This is a genomic window from Janthinobacterium sp. UMAB-60 (assembly GCF_900095235.1).
GTDB lineage: Bacteria > Pseudomonadota > Gammaproteobacteria > Burkholderiales > Burkholderiaceae_D > Janthinobacterium.
This window is the reverse complement of the sequence record NZ_LT607492.1, coordinates 78081-96988: the sequence shown is the minus strand read 5'-3', so window position 1 is coordinate 96988 and position 18908 is coordinate 78081. Positions and strand designations below refer to the sequence as shown.

General features: G+C 64.9%; 14 protein-coding genes. 13 read left to right on the top strand and 1 reads right to left on the bottom strand.

Annotated elements, in window-relative coordinates:
* Positions 1-30: 30 nt before the first annotated feature.
* The 6 genes from K0F86_RS17815 to K0F86_RS17790 are packed head-to-tail and all read left to right on the top strand — an operon-like array spanning position 31 to position 7659.
* Complete coding sequence (locus K0F86_RS17815; RefSeq protein WP_219135641.1) at positions 31-1191, top strand: AAA family ATPase; 1161 nt, start codon at positions 31-33, stop codon at positions 1189-1191.
* Between the two features lie 48 nt (positions 1192-1239).
* Entirely contained in the window at positions 1240-2586 is a 1347-nt protein-coding gene (locus K0F86_RS17810; protein WP_374197303.1) for a CpaF family protein, read from the top strand.
* 6 nt (positions 2587-2592) lie between these two features.
* Positions 2593-3567 carry a type II secretion system F family protein gene (locus K0F86_RS17805; RefSeq protein WP_219135639.1) on the top strand — a complete coding sequence of 325 codons (975 nt, stop codon included), beginning with the start codon at positions 2593-2595 and terminating at the stop codon, positions 3565-3567.
* A gap of 41 nt (positions 3568-3608) precedes the next feature.
* Entirely contained in the window at positions 3609-4541 is a 933-nt protein-coding gene (locus tag K0F86_RS17800) for a type II secretion system F family protein (RefSeq protein ID WP_219135638.1), read from the top strand.
* 38 nt (positions 4542-4579) lie between these two features.
* Positions 4580-5368: a LytR C-terminal domain-containing protein gene (locus K0F86_RS17795; protein WP_219135637.1), complete on the top strand. Its 789-nt coding sequence runs from the start codon at positions 4580-4582 to the stop codon at positions 5366-5368.
* 50 nt (positions 5369-5418) lie between these two features.
* A complete protein-coding gene (locus K0F86_RS17790; RefSeq protein WP_219135636.1) occupies positions 5419-7659 on the top strand; it encodes an Ig-like domain-containing protein in 2241 nt (746 codons plus the stop codon).
* A gap of 78 nt (positions 7660-7737) precedes the next feature.
* Here K0F86_RS17790 and K0F86_RS17785 read toward each other — a convergent pair whose 3' ends face one another.
* A complete protein-coding gene (locus K0F86_RS17785; RefSeq protein WP_035826389.1) occupies positions 7738-8520 on the bottom strand; it encodes an inositol monophosphatase family protein in 783 nt (260 codons plus the stop codon).
* Between the two features lie 195 nt (positions 8521-8715).
* Here K0F86_RS17785 and K0F86_RS17780 point away from each other — a divergent pair, with 195 nt between their 5' ends.
* The 7 genes from K0F86_RS17780 (at position 8716) to K0F86_RS17750 (ending at position 18810) form a co-directional block, all read left to right on the top strand.
* Positions 8716-9480: an RNA methyltransferase gene (locus tag K0F86_RS17780; protein ID WP_219135635.1), complete on the top strand. Its 765-nt coding sequence runs from the start codon at positions 8716-8718 to the stop codon at positions 9478-9480.
* The gene (locus K0F86_RS17775) at positions 9477-10391 is read left to right on the top strand and encodes a LysR substrate-binding domain-containing protein (RefSeq protein ID WP_219135634.1); all 915 of its coding nucleotides are present in this window, start codon (positions 9477-9479) and stop codon (positions 10389-10391) included. Before K0F86_RS17780 ends, K0F86_RS17775 begins: the two co-directional genes overlap by 4 nt.
* A 91-nt stretch (positions 10392-10482) precedes the next feature.
* The gene (locus K0F86_RS17770) at positions 10483-11676 is read left to right on the top strand and encodes an MFS transporter (protein WP_257572213.1); all 1194 of its coding nucleotides are present in this window, start codon (positions 10483-10485) and stop codon (positions 11674-11676) included.
* Between the two features lie 72 nt (positions 11677-11748).
* Positions 11749-12276: a hypothetical protein gene (locus tag K0F86_RS17765; protein ID WP_219135633.1), complete on the top strand. Its 528-nt coding sequence runs from the start codon at positions 11749-11751 to the stop codon at positions 12274-12276.
* 7 nt (positions 12277-12283) lie between these two features.
* Entirely contained in the window at positions 12284-13918 is a 1635-nt protein-coding gene (locus K0F86_RS17760) for a GMC family oxidoreductase (protein WP_219135632.1), read from the top strand.
* Positions 13915-14871, top strand: coding sequence for a triacylglycerol lipase (locus tag K0F86_RS17755; RefSeq protein ID WP_219135631.1), 957 nt, complete (start codon positions 13915-13917; stop codon positions 14869-14871). Before K0F86_RS17760 ends, K0F86_RS17755 begins: the two co-directional genes overlap by 4 nt.
* A gap of 300 nt (positions 14872-15171) precedes the next feature.
* Complete coding sequence (locus tag K0F86_RS17750) at positions 15172-18810, top strand: EAL domain-containing protein (protein ID WP_219135630.1); 3639 nt, start codon at positions 15172-15174, stop codon at positions 18808-18810.
* The last annotated feature ends 98 nt before the right edge of the window (positions 18811-18908 follow it).

The following is an 18908-nucleotide window of genomic DNA, read 5'->3' as shown; positions in this document are numbered from 1 at the left end:
ACCGTTACCACAGAACAGGCAAGGCATATCGTGAAAATCGCCATCATATCCCGCGACGAAAAAGCATTGGCCGAGCTGGGCCGCCTGGTCGGCAACCGCAATCCGGCGGACGACGTCGATGCCCGCAGCGGACCGCTGGAGCAACTGTATTCGGCGCAAGAGCTGCCCGATGTGCTGATGTTCGACCGGCCCGGCAACGATGGCGCCGACCTGGCCGCCATCGAGCGCCTGAGCAATCAGTTTCCGCGCCTGGCCGTCATCCTGCTGTGTCCGCAGCATTCGCCCGAATTCCTGCTGCAAGCCATGCGTGCCGGCGTGCGCGAAGTGTTGCCATCGCCGGCCGCCGCCGCCAGCATTTACCCGGCGCTCGAGCGCATCGAGGAAAAACTCGAGCGGCGCGACAATGGCAATGGCAAGGTGCTGGCCTTCATTTCCTGCAAGGGCGGCAGTGGCGCCACCTTCATCGCCACCAACCTCGGCTATGCCTTGGCAGCCAGCGGCCACAAGCGTGTTGCCCTGCTGGACCTGAACCTGCACTTCGGCGATGCCTCGCTGTTTGTCTCCGAGAGCAAGCCGCTGGCCACCCTGTCCGACGTGACGCGCGACATCCACCGCCTGGACCCGTCGTTCCTCGCTTCGAGCATGCTCAATGTGCTGCCCAATTTCAGCGTCCTGGCGGCACCGGAAGACCCGGCCCACGCCAGCGAAGTGCTGCCTGAACATATCGACGCCATCATCAAGCTGGCGCGGCGCCAGTACGACTTCGTGGTGCTCGACGTGGGGCGCAACCTCGATGCGGTCAGCGTGCGCGCGCTCGACCACGCGGACCTGATTTTCCCCATCCTGCAAACGACCTTGCCATACATCCGCGATGGCAAGCGCCTGCTGGGCATGTTCCGTTCGCTGGAATACGACAAGGACAAGGTGCGCCTGATCGTCAACCGGCACGACAAGGGCGGCGAAATCCGCTTGCAGGACCTGGAGGCGGCGTATGGCACCACGATCGACCGCACGGTGCCGAATCATTATGCGTCGGCCGCCGCATCGGTCAACCAGGGCATGCCGATCTTGCAGCTGGATAAGAACAGCCCCATCACGCGCTCGCTGCAGGAGTTTGCCGCCAGCCTGACGGGCGTCAGCGTCGAAGCCGTGCCGCAAGGCTGGCTGAGCCGTATGCTGCGGCGCGCCTAACACCACTCGAACAGGAATTCTTTTATGGCAACTTCTCCCGCCCCCAGCCTGTCGATCCGCGAGCGTCTCGGTAACGGCAAGATCGCTACCCTGACGCCGCAGCGCGCGCCGGCCATCGACAACCGCAGTTACCGCGAGCTGAAACAGCGCATTCACGCGCTGCTGCTTGAGCGCGTCGATCTGGAAAGCATGCAGCGGCTGACGCAGGAACAGATCCGCGACGAGTTGCGCGGCCTGGTCGAGCGCCTGCTCGACGAAGAAGCCGTGGTCATCAATGATGTCGAGCGCAAGAACCTGACGCGCGACATTCGCAACGAGATGCTCGGTTTTGGTCCGCTGGAAACCTTGTTGTCGGACCCGACCGTGTCGGATATCCTCGTCAATGGCCACAAGCAAGTGTATGTCGAGCGGCGCGGCAAGCTGGAATTGACCGATGTCGTGTTCAATGACGATGCCCATCTGATGAAAATCATCGACAAGATCGTCTCGCGCGTGGGCCGCCGCATCGACGAATCGAGCCCCATGGTCGATGCGCGCCTGCCCGATGGGTCGCGCGTCAACGCCATCATCCCGCCGCTGGCCATCGACGGACCCGTGATGTCGATCCGGCGTTTTTCCGTCGATCCCCTGCGCCTGGCCGACCTGGTCGCCTACACCAGCATGACGGCCGAGATGGCCGAGGTGCTGCAGGGCCTGGGCAAGGCGAAGATGAATATCCTCATTTCCGGCGGCACGGGTAGCGGCAAGACCACCATGCTGAACGTGATTTCCGGCTTTATCGGCCATACCGAACGCATCGTCACGGTGGAAGACGCGGCCGAGCTGCAATTGCAGCAGCCGCACGTGGTGCGCCTGGAAACGCGCCCGCCGAATATCGAAGGCAAGGGGGAAGTGTCGCAGCGCGCGCTGGTGCGCAATGCCCTGCGGATGCGTCCCGACCGCATCATCCTGGGCGAGGTGCGCGGCGCCGAAGCGCTCGACATGCTCGGTGCGATGAACACGGGCCATGAAGGCTCGATGGCCACCATCCACGCCAACACTCCGCGCGACGCCATTACGCGACTGGAAAACATGATCAGCATGGCGGCCGCCAACCTGCCAAGCAAAGCCATCCGCCAGCAGATCAGCTCGGCCATATCGGTGGTGGTGCAAGTGTCGCGCCTGATCGACGGCAAGCGCAAGGTCACGTCGATCCAGGAAATCACGGGCATGGAGGGCGATGTCATCACGATGCAGGAGATCTTCAGTTTCAAGCAGACGGGGGTGGGGGAGAGCGGGGCGGTCGTCGGGTATTTCTCGGCCAGCGGCATCCGTCCCCATTTCCTGGAACGCCTGAAGAGTTTTGGCATCGGCATTTCCAGCGCGGTCTTCGAGCCGACCGGCAGCGGGCGCTGACGCGGCATGGGCTATCTCTCGTATCTGGTGTATCTGCTGATCTTCCTGGCGGTCATGCTGCTGGTCGGCGCCGTTTACTTCAACCTGCAGTCGCGCGGCGCCGGCGCCGGGCGCGTGGCGCGCCGCTTGCTGGCGATGAATACGGCCAGCGACGACGCGCAGAAAACCGTGTCGATCACCAAGAACCGGCAGCTCAGTTCGCATGCGGGCGTACAGGGCTTGCTGGAGGCACTGCCCGGCGTGCAATGGCTGGACCGCTTGCTGCTGCAGTCGGGTAAGAACTGGAACGTGGGCAAGCTGCTCGGCTATTGCCTGTTGGGCTTGCTATTCGGGCTGCTGCTGGGCAGCCTCAGCCCCTTGCCCTGGTATCTGCGTCTGCTGCTGAGCCTTGCCTGTGCGGCGCTGCCGTTCTTGCTCGTGATGCGCGCCAAGGCCAGCCGGCTGGTGCGCATCGAGCAGCAGTTGCCCGACGCCCTGGACATGATGAGCCGTGCCATGCGTGCCGGCCACGCCTTTCCCACGGCCCTGAAAATGGTCGGCGACGAGATGACGGGTCCCCTGGCCGATGAATTCCGCGCCGTGTTTGACGAAGTCAATTTCGGCGTGGCGATGTCCGATGCCCTGTCGGGGCTGGCGGCGCGCGTGCCCAGTACGGACCTGCGCTATTTCGTCATCGCCGTGCTGATCCAGCGTGAAACGGGCGGCAACCTGACGGAGTTGCTGAACAGTATCAGCGCCATCATCCGCGACCGCCTTAAATTGATGGGCCAGGTGCGCGTGCTGTCGGCTGAAGGGCGCATGTCGGCCTGGGTGCTCGGTTCGCTGCCCTTCGTCGCCGCGCTGATGATGCAGGTGATTAACCCGGATTTCCTCGCCGTGTTGTATACGGACAGCGGCGGTCGCAAGATGGTCGGGGGCGCCTTTGGCATGCTGGTAGCGGGCGTCTTTGTGATTCGCAAGATTATCCGCATTCGCGTGTGAGGCCATGAGATGAGGCAGTTGACTATACGGAAGGTGGCGCGATGAGCGGCATGCAGATAGGCTTGTTGGTGGTGCTGTTCCTGATCGTGTTCGGTATCGTCCTGGTGCTGGCGCGTTTGTTTGCGGGCAACGCGGTGCAAATGCGCCTCGATACCCTGGACGTGCAGAAAATAGATACCGGCAAGGCCGGCCGGATGAACCAGCGCTGGCTGGGACACCTGATCAGTCTGACCCGTCCGCTGGTCAAGCTATCCTTGCCTGAAGAGGGTTGGGAAGTGTCGCCCATCCGCATCCGCTTCATCAATGCGGGCTGGCGCAAGAGTACCGCACCAGCGCTGTTTTATGCGGCCAAGACGGGGCTGACCCTGCTGTTTCCGCTGCTGGCATATCTGCTGCTGCGCCATGGCGACCACCAGCTGTTCCTGTGGCTGGTGCTGGCCGCCGCCCTCGGCTATTACCTGCCCGACTTCTGGCTCAAGCATTGCCTGCAAGAGCGGCAGCGCGAAATCTTCGAAACCTTTCCCGATGCGCTGGACTTGATGACCGTCTGCGTCGAGGCGGGCCTGGCGATGGATGCGGCGCTGGCACGCGTGGCGCAGGAAATCGGCATGAAAAGTGAGATCCTGGCCGAGGAGTTGCAGCTGGTGACGCTGGAGCTGCGCGCCGGCAGCGCCAAGGACAAGGCCTTGCGCAACCTGGCCCTGCGCACGGGCGTGGAAGACGTCGATGCGCTGGTGACCCTGCTGATACAGGCGGAGCGTTTCGGTACCAGCATCGCCGCCTCCTTGCGCGTGCAATCGGACCAGCTGCGCACCAAACGGCGCCAGCGCGCCGAGGAAACGGCGGCGAAGATTGCGCTCAAGCTGCTGTTCCCCCTGATTTTCTTCATTTTCCCGTCCTTGCTGGTGGTGCTCATGGGGCCTGCCCTGCTGCAGATCCGCCGCGCCCTGCTGCCAGCGATGGGGGCGGTATGAGGCTGCCATTCAGCCGGTTTGGGATGGCAGGCTTGTATATGCTTGCATTCCTGCTGTTGTCGGGCTGCACAGCCAGCCATGCTCCGCCGCAGTGGCAAGTCCAGGGCGTGCAGCGCATCAGTCATTCCGCCGGCCAGAATGCCGCCACGTATTTTGAACTGGGCAAGTTTTACCAGGAGCGGGGCCAGCTTGCGCTTGCCGCCGAAGCCTTTGCCGCCTCGATCGCCCTTGATCCGCAGCAGCTGGGCGCACGTAATGCGCTGGCCGTGCTCGACGCGCGCCAGGGCCGGCTTGAACAGGCTGCCACGGCGCTGCTGGCGCTGGTGCGCGACTTCCCTGCGGCTGCCCAGCCCCTGAATAATCTCGGCTATGTGTATTACCTGCAAGGGGAGCTGGCGCAAGCGTCCAGCATGCTCGAGCAGGCCATGGCGTGCGATGGCGGCACGGCACTGGCGCGCAATAACTTGCAACTGGTGCAGGCGGCGCAGCTGGCGTTGGTGCCGGCCGCGCCAGCCGCGCCAGCCGTGGCCGTCGCGCCGGAGGCGCCGGCCGAGATCGAAATCATCAATGGCAATGGCATACGCGGCATGGCGGCGCAGATGCGCTTGCGCGTGCAGGCGCGGGGCATGGCGGTCAGCCGGCTGCGCAATCAGCCCGGTTTTCGCCAGGAGCGCAGTCAGATCCTGTACGCGCCCGGCCACGCACGCCAGGCCGATGCCTTGCGGCAAGCCCTGGCGCAGCGGGGGGAGGCCATGCCACTGGTGGCCGTCGCCAGCCTGGGGCGCGGCGCCGGCATCCGCCTGATCCTGGGGCGCGACCAGGCTTGAACAAGATAGCAGTAACACATGATCAGCAGCAAAATAACAGGGAGAAGTACATGTCTGGATTGATGAGTAGCGGTGTGTCGGCGCGCTGGGCGCTGTGTCTGGCTGCCGGCACGGCAGTGACGTTGCTGGCCGGCTGTGGTGGGGGCGGTTCCGGCAGCAGCGATTGCAGCACCTTGGACCCGAGCCGCAATCCGAACCTGCCCGGCTGCGTGGTGCCGCCCGTCACGCCGGTGGTTCCCGTGACACCCGTCGTGCCGTTGCCGGCGACCCTGGCGCTGAGCCTGAAAGACGGGGCCGGCAAGGCGACCACCTCGGTCAGCCCCGGCAACAGCGCCACCGTGCAAGCCGTCGTGAAGGATGGCAGTGGCGCCGTGCTGCCGGGCGTCTTGCTGATCTTGAACAGCAGCGACAAGAGCGCCAGCTTCACCCCGGGCGCGGCCAGCGCCCTGACGGATGCGAACGGCGTGGCCAGCATCGTCATCGCTGCCGGCAGCCAGAGCGGCGCTTTTGCGCTGACGGCCAGCGCCACGGTGAATGGCAGCGTGTTGACGTCGAATATCAATTACACGGTGGTTTACCCGACCCTGACACTGGGCGGCGTGGGCGTCGTGCCGGCGACCCTGTCGGCGGGCGGCACGGCCGGCCTGAGCGTGACGGTGATGAATGGCGCGGCCGTGTATGCGCCGGTGCAGTCGGTCGTCTTCAGCTCGCCTTGCGCCAGCGCCGGCAAGGCGGTCATCAGCAGCCCCGTGAATACGGTCAATGGCGTGGCCAGCACCTCGTACATCGACAAGGGCTGCGGCGCGCCGGACGTGATCACGGCCAGCACCGTCTTCAATGCCACCACCTTGAGCCAGGCGGGCACCCTGACGGTGCAGACGGCCGCTGCCGGCCAGATCGGCTTTGTCTCGGCGCTGCCGCAAAACATCGCCCTGAAAGGCACGGGCGGTGCGGGCCGGCAAGAGTCATCCATCGTCACCTTCAAGGTGCTCGACAGGAATGGCAATCCCGTCAGTGGCCATGTGGTTGACTTTTCGCTGAACACCACGGCTGGTGGCCTGAGTCTCAATCCGGCGCAATCGACCAGCGGCGCCGATGGCAGCGTCAGCACCACGGTGGCCTCCGGCACCGTGAACACGCCGATCCGCGTCACGGCCACCTTGCAAGGCACCAGCCTGTCGACGGTGTCGGACCAGCTGGTGGTGTCCACCGGCGTGCCCGAGCAGGACAGCTTTACCTTGAGCACGTCCATGTTCAATACGGAAGGCCGGGATTATGCCGGCTGCACCGCGCCGACGGGGGCTACCATCACGGCGCGCCTGGGCGACCACTTCCACAATCCCGTGCCCGATGGCACGGCCGTCAGCTTCACGGCCGAAGGCGGCACCGTCGATGCTTCCTGCCTGACGGGCCTGGTCAACACTACCCTGACGGACGGTACGGTGATCACGCAGAAGGGCATACCGGGTTCGTGCAGCGTGCGTTTCTGCCCCGGCAACCCGCGTCCGCTTGACGGCCGCGTGACCATCCTGGCATACGCCTTGGGCGAGGAAAGTTTCGCTGATACGAATGGCAATAATCTGTTCGACAGCGGCGAGACGTATGTCGACCTGGGCGAGCCGTTCCGCAATGACCGCGCCATCGTTGGCAACAATGCCAATTTCAAGGATGACGCCTACAGCACGGGCAATGCCGTGCGCGCCGATGGCGAACCCATTATCGATTCGAACGGCAACGGAAAATGGGACGCGACGGGCGACAAGCAGTACAACGGCGTGCTGCGGTCGGCCTCCAGCGTCAACACCACGGCGGCCAATACCGTGCATATACGTCAGGCACTGGTGCAGGTGCTGTCGGGCAGCACAGCGCGTTTCACGCCGCTGGGCGCTGCCACCATTGATCTGGACAAGTGCGTCGATGGCACTGTGTTCGAGAACAAGGTTCACACCTTCCAGCTCGCCATCCGCGACGACAATGACACCGTGTTTGTGATCAATGGCAAGGATGTCACCAAGCGGGCGTTTGACTTGCCTGGCAATCCGCTGCCGGCCGGCACGACGATCAGCTTCTCGGCGAGCAATGGCAGCATCGTCAGCGGCGCCAGCTTCGTCGTGCCGAGCATGGACAGCGCCAGTTCCGCCAACTGGATCTATCCCGTGCAGATGATCAGCGACGTGACCCAGATCGGCACCGCGTGCCAGCCGAACAGCGTGCGCAACGGCCTGTTGACGGTGACGGTACGTACGCCGAATGGCATCCTGACGTCGGCGTCGTATGCCGTCAGCGACTGATCGCTATACCTGCGGGCAATAAAAAAGCTGCCGGAGTTTCCTCCGGCAGCTTTTTTTACATCAGAGCGCGTCTGGCGATCAGGCGAAAGGCGTCAGCAGGGTGATCATCTGGCCAAAGATCTTCGGGCTGGCGGCGATGACGTCGCCCTTGTACAGGTAGTCCGATTCGCCGGAAAATTCACCGACGATGCCGCCCGATTCCGTGATCATCAGGGCGCCGGCGGCGATATCCCAGGGCTTCAGGCCTTTTTCGTAGAAGCCGTCCAGGCGGCCGCAAGCGACGTAGGCCAGGTCCAGCGCGGCCGAGCCGGCGCGACGCACGCCCTGGCTGCGTTCGCCCATGATCGCGTACATCTTCAGGTATTCGTCCAGCGCGCGGGCGCTGCCGGCCACGTAGCCGGTGCCCAGCAGGGCGTTCGAGATGCGATCGAGCTTGGTGACGCGGATGCGTTTTTCGTTCAGGTAGGCGCCGGCGCCCTTGGTGGCCGTGAACAGGTCGTTGCGTACCGGATCGTAGATGACGGCTTGCGTGACGACGCCGCGATGCGCGAGCGCGATCGAGATGCAGTACTGCGGGAAGCCGTGGATAAAGTTGGTGGTGCCATCGATCGGGTCGATGATCCACTGATATTCATTCTCGTCGTGCGAGTTGGCGGAAGCTCCCGATTCCTCAGCCAGGAACGCGTGGTCCGGGTAGGCTTTGGACAGCACCTCGATGATGGCTTGTTCGGCCGCCTGGTCGACGTCGGTGACGAAATCGTTATGTTGTTTTTCCGTGACGACGACGCGGTCGAGGTCAAAAGAGGCGCGATTGATGACGGCGGCGCCGCGGCGGGCGGCTTTGATCGCCGTGTTGAGCATTGGGTGCATGTGAGCTTCCGTTAAAAGCACGCGACCGCCCATGGCCGCCTTGCGGCGCCGGTACGATAGAGTGCAAGAATGAATTAAAGAGCGGAGCGGTGCCGAAGTGGTTAAAATCCCGGCCTGGCGTCAGCGTTTTGTGACTCCGTTTCCCGAAATTTCCTGTATCGATACCGCGCAATAGCGCTATTTTAAATGAATCTGCCCGAAATCAACACGTCTCTTTTCACACGCTTGCGATTTATTCTTGTCGAAACTAGTCGTCCTGGCAACATTGGCGGCGTCGCGCGCGCCATGAAAACGATGGGGTTTTCCGATCTGGTGCTGGTCAACCCCCGCTTCCCCGATGCCTTGACGGATGCGGAAGCGGTGGCCTTTGCCAGCGGCGCGCAGGATATTCTGTCCGGCGCGCGCATCGTCGGCTCGATCGCCGAGGCGCTCGAAGGCTGCAATTACGCGGCGGCCGTGTCGGCCCGTCTGCGCGAATTCTCGCCGCCCGTCACGGCCCCGCGCGCCATCGCGGCCCAGCTGGCGGCCGGCGAAGACTTGCACGCGGCCGTCATCTTCGGCAACGAGCGCTTCGGCTTGCCCAACGAAATCGTCGAGCAGTGCAATGTGCTGATCAACATCCCCGCCAATCCCGCGTATTCGTCGCTGAACCTGTCGCAGGCGGCGCAGGTCGTGGCCTATGAATGCCGCGTGGCGGCCCTCGGCGATGGGCAGCTCGCCAGCCCCGTCGGTTTCCATGGCGACGCGGCCAGCCTGGCGCAGGTCGACGGCATGTACGATCACTTGCAGCAGGCGCTGGTCGCCATCGATTTCCTCGATGCCGACAACCCGAAAAAGCTGATGCCGCGCTTAAAACGCCTGTTTTCGCGCACGGGGCTGGAGACGGAAGAAGTCAACATCTTGCGCGGCATCGCGCGCCATATCCTGGCGGTCGCCAAAAAAGGCCCATGATCGAGACGCGGCTGCTGCGCCAGTTCATCGCCGTCGCCGAGGAACTGAACTTCCGGCGCGCGGCCGAACGGCTGCACATGGCGCAGCCGCCGCTGTCGCAGGCGATTTTGCGGCTGGAAGACTTGCTGGGCTACCCCGTATTCGAGCGCACGAACCGCAAGGTCAGCCTGACGCCGGCAGGGGATGCTTTCCTGGCCACGGCGCGCCAGGTGCTGGCCAGCCTGGAAGAGGGCGTGGCCGCCACGCGCCGTGTGGCGCAGGGCATCGAGGGGCACTTGCGCCTGAGTTTCATCCACATCACGCCGTATGCCCACGTATTGCATGCCTTGCGCGCCTTCCGCGCCGCCTCGCCCGCCGTGCAATTTACCTTGCGCGAAGCGTCGACGCAGCAGCAGGTCGAGTGGCTGGAAAAAGGCGAGGTCGATATCGCCCTGCTGCGCGCGCCGGGCCGCAGCACGCCGGGCTTGCGCTTCGAGCGCCTGTCCGGCGAAGACATCGTGATCGCGCTGCCGTTCAACCACCGCTGCGCGGGCCAGGCGCGGGTGGACCTGCTTGACCTGGCCGATGACGATTTCGTCGCCTCGCCGCGCGACCTGGGCCAGGGTTTCCACGACCAGCTGGCCAGCCTGTGCCTGCATGCGGGCTTCGTGCCGCGCGTGGCGCAGCAGGCGCGCCGATTGCAAACGGTGCTGGGCCTGGTGGCGGCCGGTTTCGGCGTGGCCCTGCTGCCGGCCAGCCTCGCCGCCTGCGCGCCAGCCGGTGTCGTCATGCTGCCGCTGCACAGCGATGCGCCCGAGGCGCTGCGCCAGCTCGACCTGTACATGGCGTGGGACCCGCAGCGCACGTCTCCCGTGCGCGAGCGTCTGCTGGCGCAGCTGCGGCTGTCCGCCACTCAATGGGACTTAAATTGAGACGTCAAGCGTCTCGTTTCAAGATAAATAAGATATTTTACAGATGACGGCCCAAGGGCCAGCATGGCGTTTTTGATTGTCGGGAATTGCCATGTCCATCGTTTCATCGCGCAGCCGTGCGCTGCCTCCCTCTATTTATTGGCTGTCGCTGTGCAGCTTTGCCTTCGGCCTGTGCGAATTCATTGCCGCCGGCCTCTTGACTCCCATGGCGCGCGACTTGCACGCCAGCGTGGCGGCGGCTGGTGGCGCCATCGCCGCGTATGCGCTGGGGGCGGCCATCGGCGCGCCCGTGTTGACGGCCCTGCTGGCGCGCCGCCCCACGCGCCAGATCCTGGTGGCCACCATGCTCGTGCTGGCGGCCGGCAGCGTGGCCATGGCGGGGGCGCCGGCACTGGGCGCGCTGCTGTGTGTGCGCTTTGCCGTCGGTCTGGCGCATGGTGTGTTCATGGCCGTCGCTTCGCACGCGGCCACCAGCCTGGTCGACCCGTCCCGCGCGGGCAGGGCGCTATCCATCGTCTGGCTGGGCCTGACCCTGGCGCTGGCCGGCGGCGTGCCGCTGGGGACGTGGCTGGGCGCCGTCTCGTCGTGGCGCTGGGTGTTTACGGCCATCGGCGTGCTGGCCCTGTGCGGCGGCGCCGGCTTGCGCTGCGCCATGCCGGCCGCGCGCCAGCCGGCCGCCGCCACGCCGGCCCTGGCCAGCCTGCGCGCCATCCTGCAGCCGCCCCTGCTGCTGGCGGCCGGGGTGGCGGCGCTGGTCAGCGTGGCCACCTTCAGCTTTTTCACGTATGTGTCGCCCTTCCTGCTGCAAGTGGGCGGGCTCAATGCGGGCTGGCTGAGTGCCGCCATGCTGTGCTTTGGCGCGTGCGCCATCGGCGGCAACCTGCTGGGCGGCTGGTGCGCGGATCGCCCTTCCGCGTTGCGCGCCACCGTGCTGGCCATGGCCGCGCTGGCGCTCAACCTGCTGGGCTTTTATGTGCTGCGCACGCATCCGTTTGCCATGCTGGCCCTGTGCGGCACTTTGGGCATGCTGTTCTTTGCCCTCGTGACCCTGTCGACCATGCGCCTCCTGCGCCTGGCGCAGCGGCATTGCCCGGGCAGCGACGCGGTGGCGGCGGGCCTGAATATCGCCGCCTTCAATGCGGGCACGGCCACCGGCGGTGCGCTGGGCGGTGTGCTGATCGTCGCCTTCGGCTTGCCCGGCATCGCCATCGGCGGCGCGCTGGCGGCGCTGCTGGCCATGCTGCTGCTGTGCTTCCAGTCGCGCAAACTAGACGCGCCGCTCTAGTTTTTGCGTTCAAATGCCCACTGCCTTTGGCGTACACTGGCCTGCAAAAGGCCGTACAAAACAAGGGGACACATGGGATTGCAACGCAGATCGTTTCTGAAACTGGGCGTGCTGGGCGCCTGTGCGCTGGCCGCCGGCGGCGCCGCCTACCGCGCCGTACGTGGGCCGGCGCCGCCGGGTCGCTTCGTGCTCGATGGCGCGGCGCGCGCGGCGCTGGCGGCCATCGTGCCGGCCATGCTGGGCGAGGCCTTGCCGCACGGGGGCGATGCGCGCAGCAAGGCCCTCGACGGCGCCATCGCTGGCGTGGACACGGCCATCCATGGCTTGCCCCTGGCGGCGCAGCAGGAAGTGCAGGATTTGTTTGGCTTGCTGGCGCTGGCGCCTGCGCGGCGCTTCGTCGCCGGTGTAAAAGATGGCTGGCGCGAAGCCGATCCCGTCCAGGTGGCCGCCTTTCTGCAGGCATGGCGCACCCACCGCCTGGCCACCCTGCAGACGGCCTACCTGGCCCTGCACGACCTGATCCTCGGCGCCTGGTACGCCGATGCCGCCCACTGGGCAGCCATCGGCTATCCGGGACCGCTGCCCGAACTGAGCGCATAAGGCATCCATGAGCACATCCCCCATACCCGATCCCATCGCCATCGGCGTGGCCAGCGGCTGGAACGTCACCGACGCCAGCACCCTGGCCGCCGACCGCAGCTTCGAGGCGGACGTCGTCGTCATCGGCAGCGGCGCCGGCGGCGGCGTGACGGCGGAAATCCTCGCGCTGGCCGGCCTGAAAGTCTTGATCGTCGAGGAGGGCGGCCTGAAGTCCTCGAAAGACTTCAAGATGCGCGAAGCGCAGGCCTATCCCGCGCTGTACCAGGAATCGGCCGCGCGCAAGACGCGCGACAAGGCGATCAACATCCTGCAGGGGCGCACCGTCGGCGGCTCGACCACCGTCAACTGGACCTCGAGCTTTCGCACGCCGCCCGGCACCCTGGAATACTGGCGCCAGCATTTTGGTTTGTCCGGCTATTCCGTGGACGCCATGGCGCCGTGGTTCGCCATGATGGAAAAACGCCTGCACGTGAGCGACTGGGCCGCGCCGCCCAACGAAAACAACGATTTGCTGCGCCGTGGCGCCACGGCGCTGGGCATCCCCACCGCCGCCATCCGGCGCAATGTGAACGGCTGCTGGAACCTCGGTTACTGCGGCATGGGTTGCCCGACCAACGCCAAGCAGTCGATGCTGGTGACGACGATCCCCTCGGCGCTGGCGCTGGGCGCGGGCCTGCTCGTGCATGCGCGCGCCGAGCGTTTCACCTTCAAGGGCGAGCGCATCGACAGCCTGCAGGTGACGGCGCTGGACGCTGCCGGGCAAGTACCCACAGGCGTGCGCCTCACCTTGCGCGCCAAACACTTTGTGCTGGCCGGCGGCGCCATCAACTCGCCGGCGCTGTTGCTGCGCTCGCAGGCGCCCGACCCGCACGGTTTGCTGGGCCGGCGCACCTTTTTGCACCCGACGGTGATCTCGGCCGGTCTGTTTTCCCAGCGCGTCGATGCCTATGCGGGCGCGCCGCAAACGATTTATTCCGACCATTTCCTGCACACGGCGCCCATCGATGGCCCCATCGGCTACAAGCTTGAGGCGCCGCCTTTGCACCCGCTGCTGATGGCCACCACCATGGGCGGCTTCGGCGATGAACATGCGCGCACCATGCGCGAATTCCCCCATGCGCACGGTTTGCTGGCGCTGCTGCGCGACGGCTTTCACCATGAGGCGGCGGGCGGCAGCGTGTCCATCGACAGTTTCGGCGCGCCCGTGCTCGACTATCCGCTCACGCCCTTCATCTGGGATGGCGCGCGGCGCGCGCTGCTGTCGATGGCGGAAATCCAGTTCGCCGCCGGCGCGAACAGCGTGTATCCCGTACACGAGCTGGCCAGCCACTACACCAGCTGGGCGCAGGCGAAACAGGCCATCGGCGCGCTGCCGATGAAGGCGCTGCTGGCGCGCGTGGTGTCGGCCCACGTGATGGGCGGCTGCGCCATGTCGGACGATGTGCGCCTGGGCGTGACGGGGGCCAATGGCCGCTACCACGGCGTGCGCAACCTGTCCGTGCACGACGGCTCGCTGTTCCCCACCTCGATCGGCGCCAATCCGCAACTGACCTTGTATGCGCTGGCCGCGCGCCTGGCCAGCGGCCTGGCGCAGCAGTTGACGGGCAAGCCGGCCCCCGTGCCCGCCCCGGCCACTGCATGATCGCGCGCATCCTCAAGTGGCTGATGCTGCTGCAGGTGCTGGCCGTGCTGGGCGTGGCGTACCTGGCCATGCAGGCGTGGGGCGTCGCCTCGCCGGTGCTGGCCGTGCTGCTGGCGCTGGCCATGTTGCTGGCCGTGCGCGCGCTGATCGTGGCGCGCAATTTTTGGGAAAGCCGGCGCCTGGGCAACCCGGTACCGCTTGAATATCAACTGGGCGCCATGGGCGCCGCGCGGCTGTTTTTCGGCGAACTGCGCGCCACCCTGTGGACCTCGTCGTGGGGCATGCTGCGTCCGCGCCTGCATGCGGCCGATACCATCATTGGCCAGGGGCTGCCGGTGCTGCTGGTGCACGGCTATGTGTGCAACCGCGGCTACTGGACGCAGCTGAGCCGGCAACTGGCGCAAGCCGGCATCGCGCACGACGGCGTCGACCTGGAGCCGATAGGTGCCGACATCGAGGACTTCGTGCCGCAGGTCGAGCAAGCCATCACCGAGCTTTGCGCCCGCACGGGCAGCGACCGCGTGATTCTCGTCGCGCACAGCATGGGCGGCCTGGTGGCGCGCGCCTGGCTGCGCCATTACGGCGCGGCCCGCGTGGCGCGCATCATCACCATCGGCACGCCGCACCACGGCACGGCGCTGGCCAACCTGGCTGCGGGGACAAATGCGCACCAGATGAGCCGTATCGGTGGCGCGCCCAGCGGCTGGCTGGCGCAGCTGGCCGCCAGCGAGGCACCTGAAACGCGCGCCCTGATCACCTCGATCTATTCGCACCACGATAATATTGTCGCGCCGCAATGTTCCGCGCACTTGCCCGGCGCGCGCAATATTGCCTTCGGCGCCATCGGCCACGTGGCGCTGGCCAGCGATGCGCGCGTGCTGCGCCAGCTGCTGGCGGAAATCACTATCAAGTACGAAGTCGCCCAGTCCCCGTCTGGCCTCCATTTTTCCTGAATTCTGTTGTGTTTTATCAGCATGGCAAGACTGTCTCTTTTGACTCTGCTGTTGCCCATGTTTAACAGGTGCTGGCCCAGAAAATGCTGTTTTCCACTGGCGTACTGTATTAAGCTAGCATCACGAAGGTGACGGTCAGCAATGATTGCCGAGACCGTAGATGGCGCGCCACGGCGATCCGCATGCGAGATATTTGCGGGGATGCAGGGCAGGATGTCGTAGGATTAGCATGTTGCCGCGCAAGCGGAAAGATGAGTGCAGGCAAAAAATGAGTTTATGCAGTTTTCATGGGGGTGCTAATTGTCCGCACGTATCCTGATTATCGAAGATAACGCCACCAATATGGAATTGATGGTGTACCTGTTACGTGCCTTTGGGTACACGCCGTTGGCCGCCTATGACGGCGAAGAGGGCGTGCGCATGGCGCGCAGCGAATTGCCGGACTTGATCATCTGCGACGTGCATTTGCCCAAGCTCGATGGCTATGGCGTGGTGGCCGAGCTGAAGAAAGACCCGCTGCTGCGCAAGATTCCGGCCCTGGCCGTGACGGCGCTGGCCATGGTGGGTGACCGCGAACGCCTGCTCGAAGCGGGTTTCAATGGCTATATCGGCAAGCCGATCGAGCCGGACCTGTTCGTGGCGGAGCTGGAATCTTTTTTACCCGGGGCGCCGTCGACGCCAGTTAAAAACGACATAGCTACCATCTTGATCGTTGACGATCATGTGCTGAACCGCGAATTCCTGACCGCACTGCTGGGCTACGGCGGCCACCGCCTGCTGGAGGCGGCCAATGGCGCCGACGCGCTGGAAGTGCTGCGCACCGAGCGGCCGGACCTGATCATCTCCGACATCCTCATGCCGAACATGGACGGCTACGAATTCGTCACGCGCGTGCATGCCGATCCCGCGCTGACCGACGTGCCCATCATTTTTTATACGGCCACCTACCGCGAGCAGGAAGCGATCTTGCTGGCGCAGGCATGCGGCGTGCGCTGGGTGTTGCCCAAGCCGTCCGATCCCGAAGTCATCGTGCGCACGGTCAACGAGGCGCTGGGACTGATGCCGGCGGCCGTCCAGGCGTCCGTTCTGCCGGGCGCGGGCGGTGCTGCGGGCCTTCCCGCCACTGGCAAGCTGGCCGCCATCGATCACCAGGTCAGCGGCTACCTCGACGAAGTCGAGTCCAGCAGCCAGCAGATTTCGCAGCTGGCCAGCCAGCGCGAAGGCCATGCCGCCATGCCCGAAGACCTGGGCATCATGACGGAGCGTTTGTCGCGCTCTCTGTCGAGCCTGCAAGCGGTGAGCCTGCGCCTGACGGCCCTGATCGAGCTCGGTATAGAGCTGGGCGCCGAACGCGATCCGCGCGCCTTGATCGAAGCGGGCTGCAAGGTGGCGCAGAATATCTGCGTCTCCAGGTACGCCTGCATCGGCGTGCTGGAAGAGGGCGCCGAAAAGCTCAGTTATTTTTCCTCCTGCGGCGCCGAGAAAGACCTCGAGCGCATTGCCAGCGCGCCGCGCACGGGCATCCTGAACCGCTTGCTGGAACAGCGCCAGCCCTACCGTGTCAATGGCTTGAAGGGCGACCCCGGCGCGCTGGGCCTGCCCGACACGCACCCGCCCGTGCACTCCTTCCTGGGCGTCGCCATCGCTTCGCGCGAGCGCAGCCACGGCTGGCTGTACCTGGTCGACAAGCTGGGGGCGAACGAGTTTTCCGAAGTCGACGAGCGGGTCGCCGCCACAGTGGCGGCGCAGATCGCCGTCGCCTACGACAACCTGCTGCTGTACGACGAGATCAAGCGCCACCACGAGCAGCTGACCCTGGACATGGCGGCGCGCATCCGTCTCGATGAAGACTTGCGCCGCTTCCGCCTGGCGATGGATGCCACGGCTGACGCGATTTTCCTCGTCGACCGCGCCGGCATGTGCTTCGTCGACGTCAACCAGACTGCCTGCCGCATGCTGGGCTTTGAACGCGAGGATTTCCTGCGCGTGGGGCCGGGGCGCGCGAGCGAGGGCGAGACCCAGCTGGAAGAACTGTACAACAAGCTGCTGGCCGGCGATCAGGGTGGCCCGATGACGGAATTGCAGCTGCAGCGCAAGGACGGCTCGCCGCTGTCGGTGGAAGTGCAGCGGCGCACCCTGCGCTCGGGCCAGAGCTGGATCCTGGTGGCCGTGGCGCGCGACATCACCGAGCGCAAGGATGCCGAGCAGCGCCTGATGAAGCTGGCCCATTTCGATACCTTGACCGGCTTGCCGAACCGCAGCCAGTTTTACGCCTCGCTGACCCATTCGCTGTCCCAGGCGGCCGAACATCAGTGGGCCGTGGCCGTGCTGTTCATGGACATCGACCGCTTCAAGAATATCAACGACACCCTGGGCCACACCCTCGGCGACGACCTGCTGCGCCAGTTTTCCAGCCGCCTCGTCGATTGCCTGCGCGTGCGCGATACCATCGGCCGCTTCGGCGGCGATGAATTCGCCACCATCCTGGTGCTGCCGGAAGGCATCCAGCATGCCGTGGGCGTGGTCGACAAGATCCGCGAAGCGATGCGCAAGCCCTTCGATTTGCAGGGCCACGAGGTGACGGTGACGGTCAGCATCGGTATTTCCGTGTTCCCCGAAGACGGCCTCGATGCGGACACCCTGATTCAGTATGCCGACACGGCCATGTACCGTGCCAAGGAGGCCGGACGCGATGCCTTCCGCTTCTTCACGGCGGAAATGAACGCGCAATCGATGGCGCGGCTGGACATGGAAAATGCCCTGCGGCGTGCCATCGACAACGAGGAATTCGTGCTGTTCTTCCAGCCCAAGGTGAATATCATCTCGGGACGCATCAGCGGCGCCGAGGCGCTGATACGCTGGCGCCGCCCCGGCCACGGCATGGTCTCGCCGGCCGTGTTCATCCCCCTGCTGGAAGAAACGGGGTTGATCGTGCGCGTCGGTAACTGGGTGCTGGACGAAGCCTGCAAGAAGATCAGCGAGTGGGGCGCCAGCAGCATCGGCCCCGTGCACCTGTCGGTGAATGTGTCGGGCATCCAGTTTTTCGTCGGCGGCCTGGAAGAAGAGGTGCTCAAGGCGATCAGCAAGCACGATATCGCGCCCGACCTGCTGGAACTGGAGCTGACGGAAAGCTCGCTGATGTCGAATGCCGAGGAAACCATCGCCGTGCTGCGCAACCTGAAGGCGCTGGGCATCCAGATTTCCATCGACGATTTCGGCACCGGTTATTCCAGCCTGGCCTACTTGAAGCGCTTCCCCATCGACAAGCTGAAGATCGACATCGCCTTCGTGCGCGAAGTGACCAGCAATCCCGATGACGCGGCCATCGTGCTGGCCATCATCAGCATGGCACACAGCATGAAGCTGGAAGTGATCGCCGAAGGCGTGGAAAACGATGCGCAGCTGGCTTATTTGCGGCGCCACGGCTGCGACGAGATGCAGGGCTATTATTTCAGCCGCCCCGTGCCGCAGGAAGAATTCGAGCAGATGCTGATGGCGGGCAAGCTGCTGCAGGCGCCGCACGATGATGGCAGCGAAGAGCAGCAAACCTTGCTGATCGTCGACGACGATGTCTTCATGCTCGACGTGCTCAGCGACTTCCTGGCGCAGGACGGCTACCGCATCCTGACGGCGCAGACGGCCGCCGAGGGCTTCGACATCCTGGCGCGCCACAAGGTGCAGGTGATCCTGTGCGACCAGTGCATGCCGCTCATGAGCGGCACTGAATTCATGGAACGGGTCAAGCACCTGTGCCCCGACACTTTCCGCATCATGTTGTCGGCTTTTGCCGACCTGACGCCCATCATGGCGGCCATCAACCGCGGCGCCGTCGACCGCTTCTATACCAAACCGTGGAAAGGCGCCGTGCTGCGCGAGAACATCCGCGAAGGCTTCCGCCTGCACAAGCTGCTGCATGGCCCGGTGAAAGCGGCCGCCTAGGCGCTTGCCATGCCGGTCGCTGTGTGCGCTGGCGCACGTTGAGAAGCAGCTTTCCATCGAATTAGACTCCCGTCTCTAGTTTTGCTCTCTAGAATAAA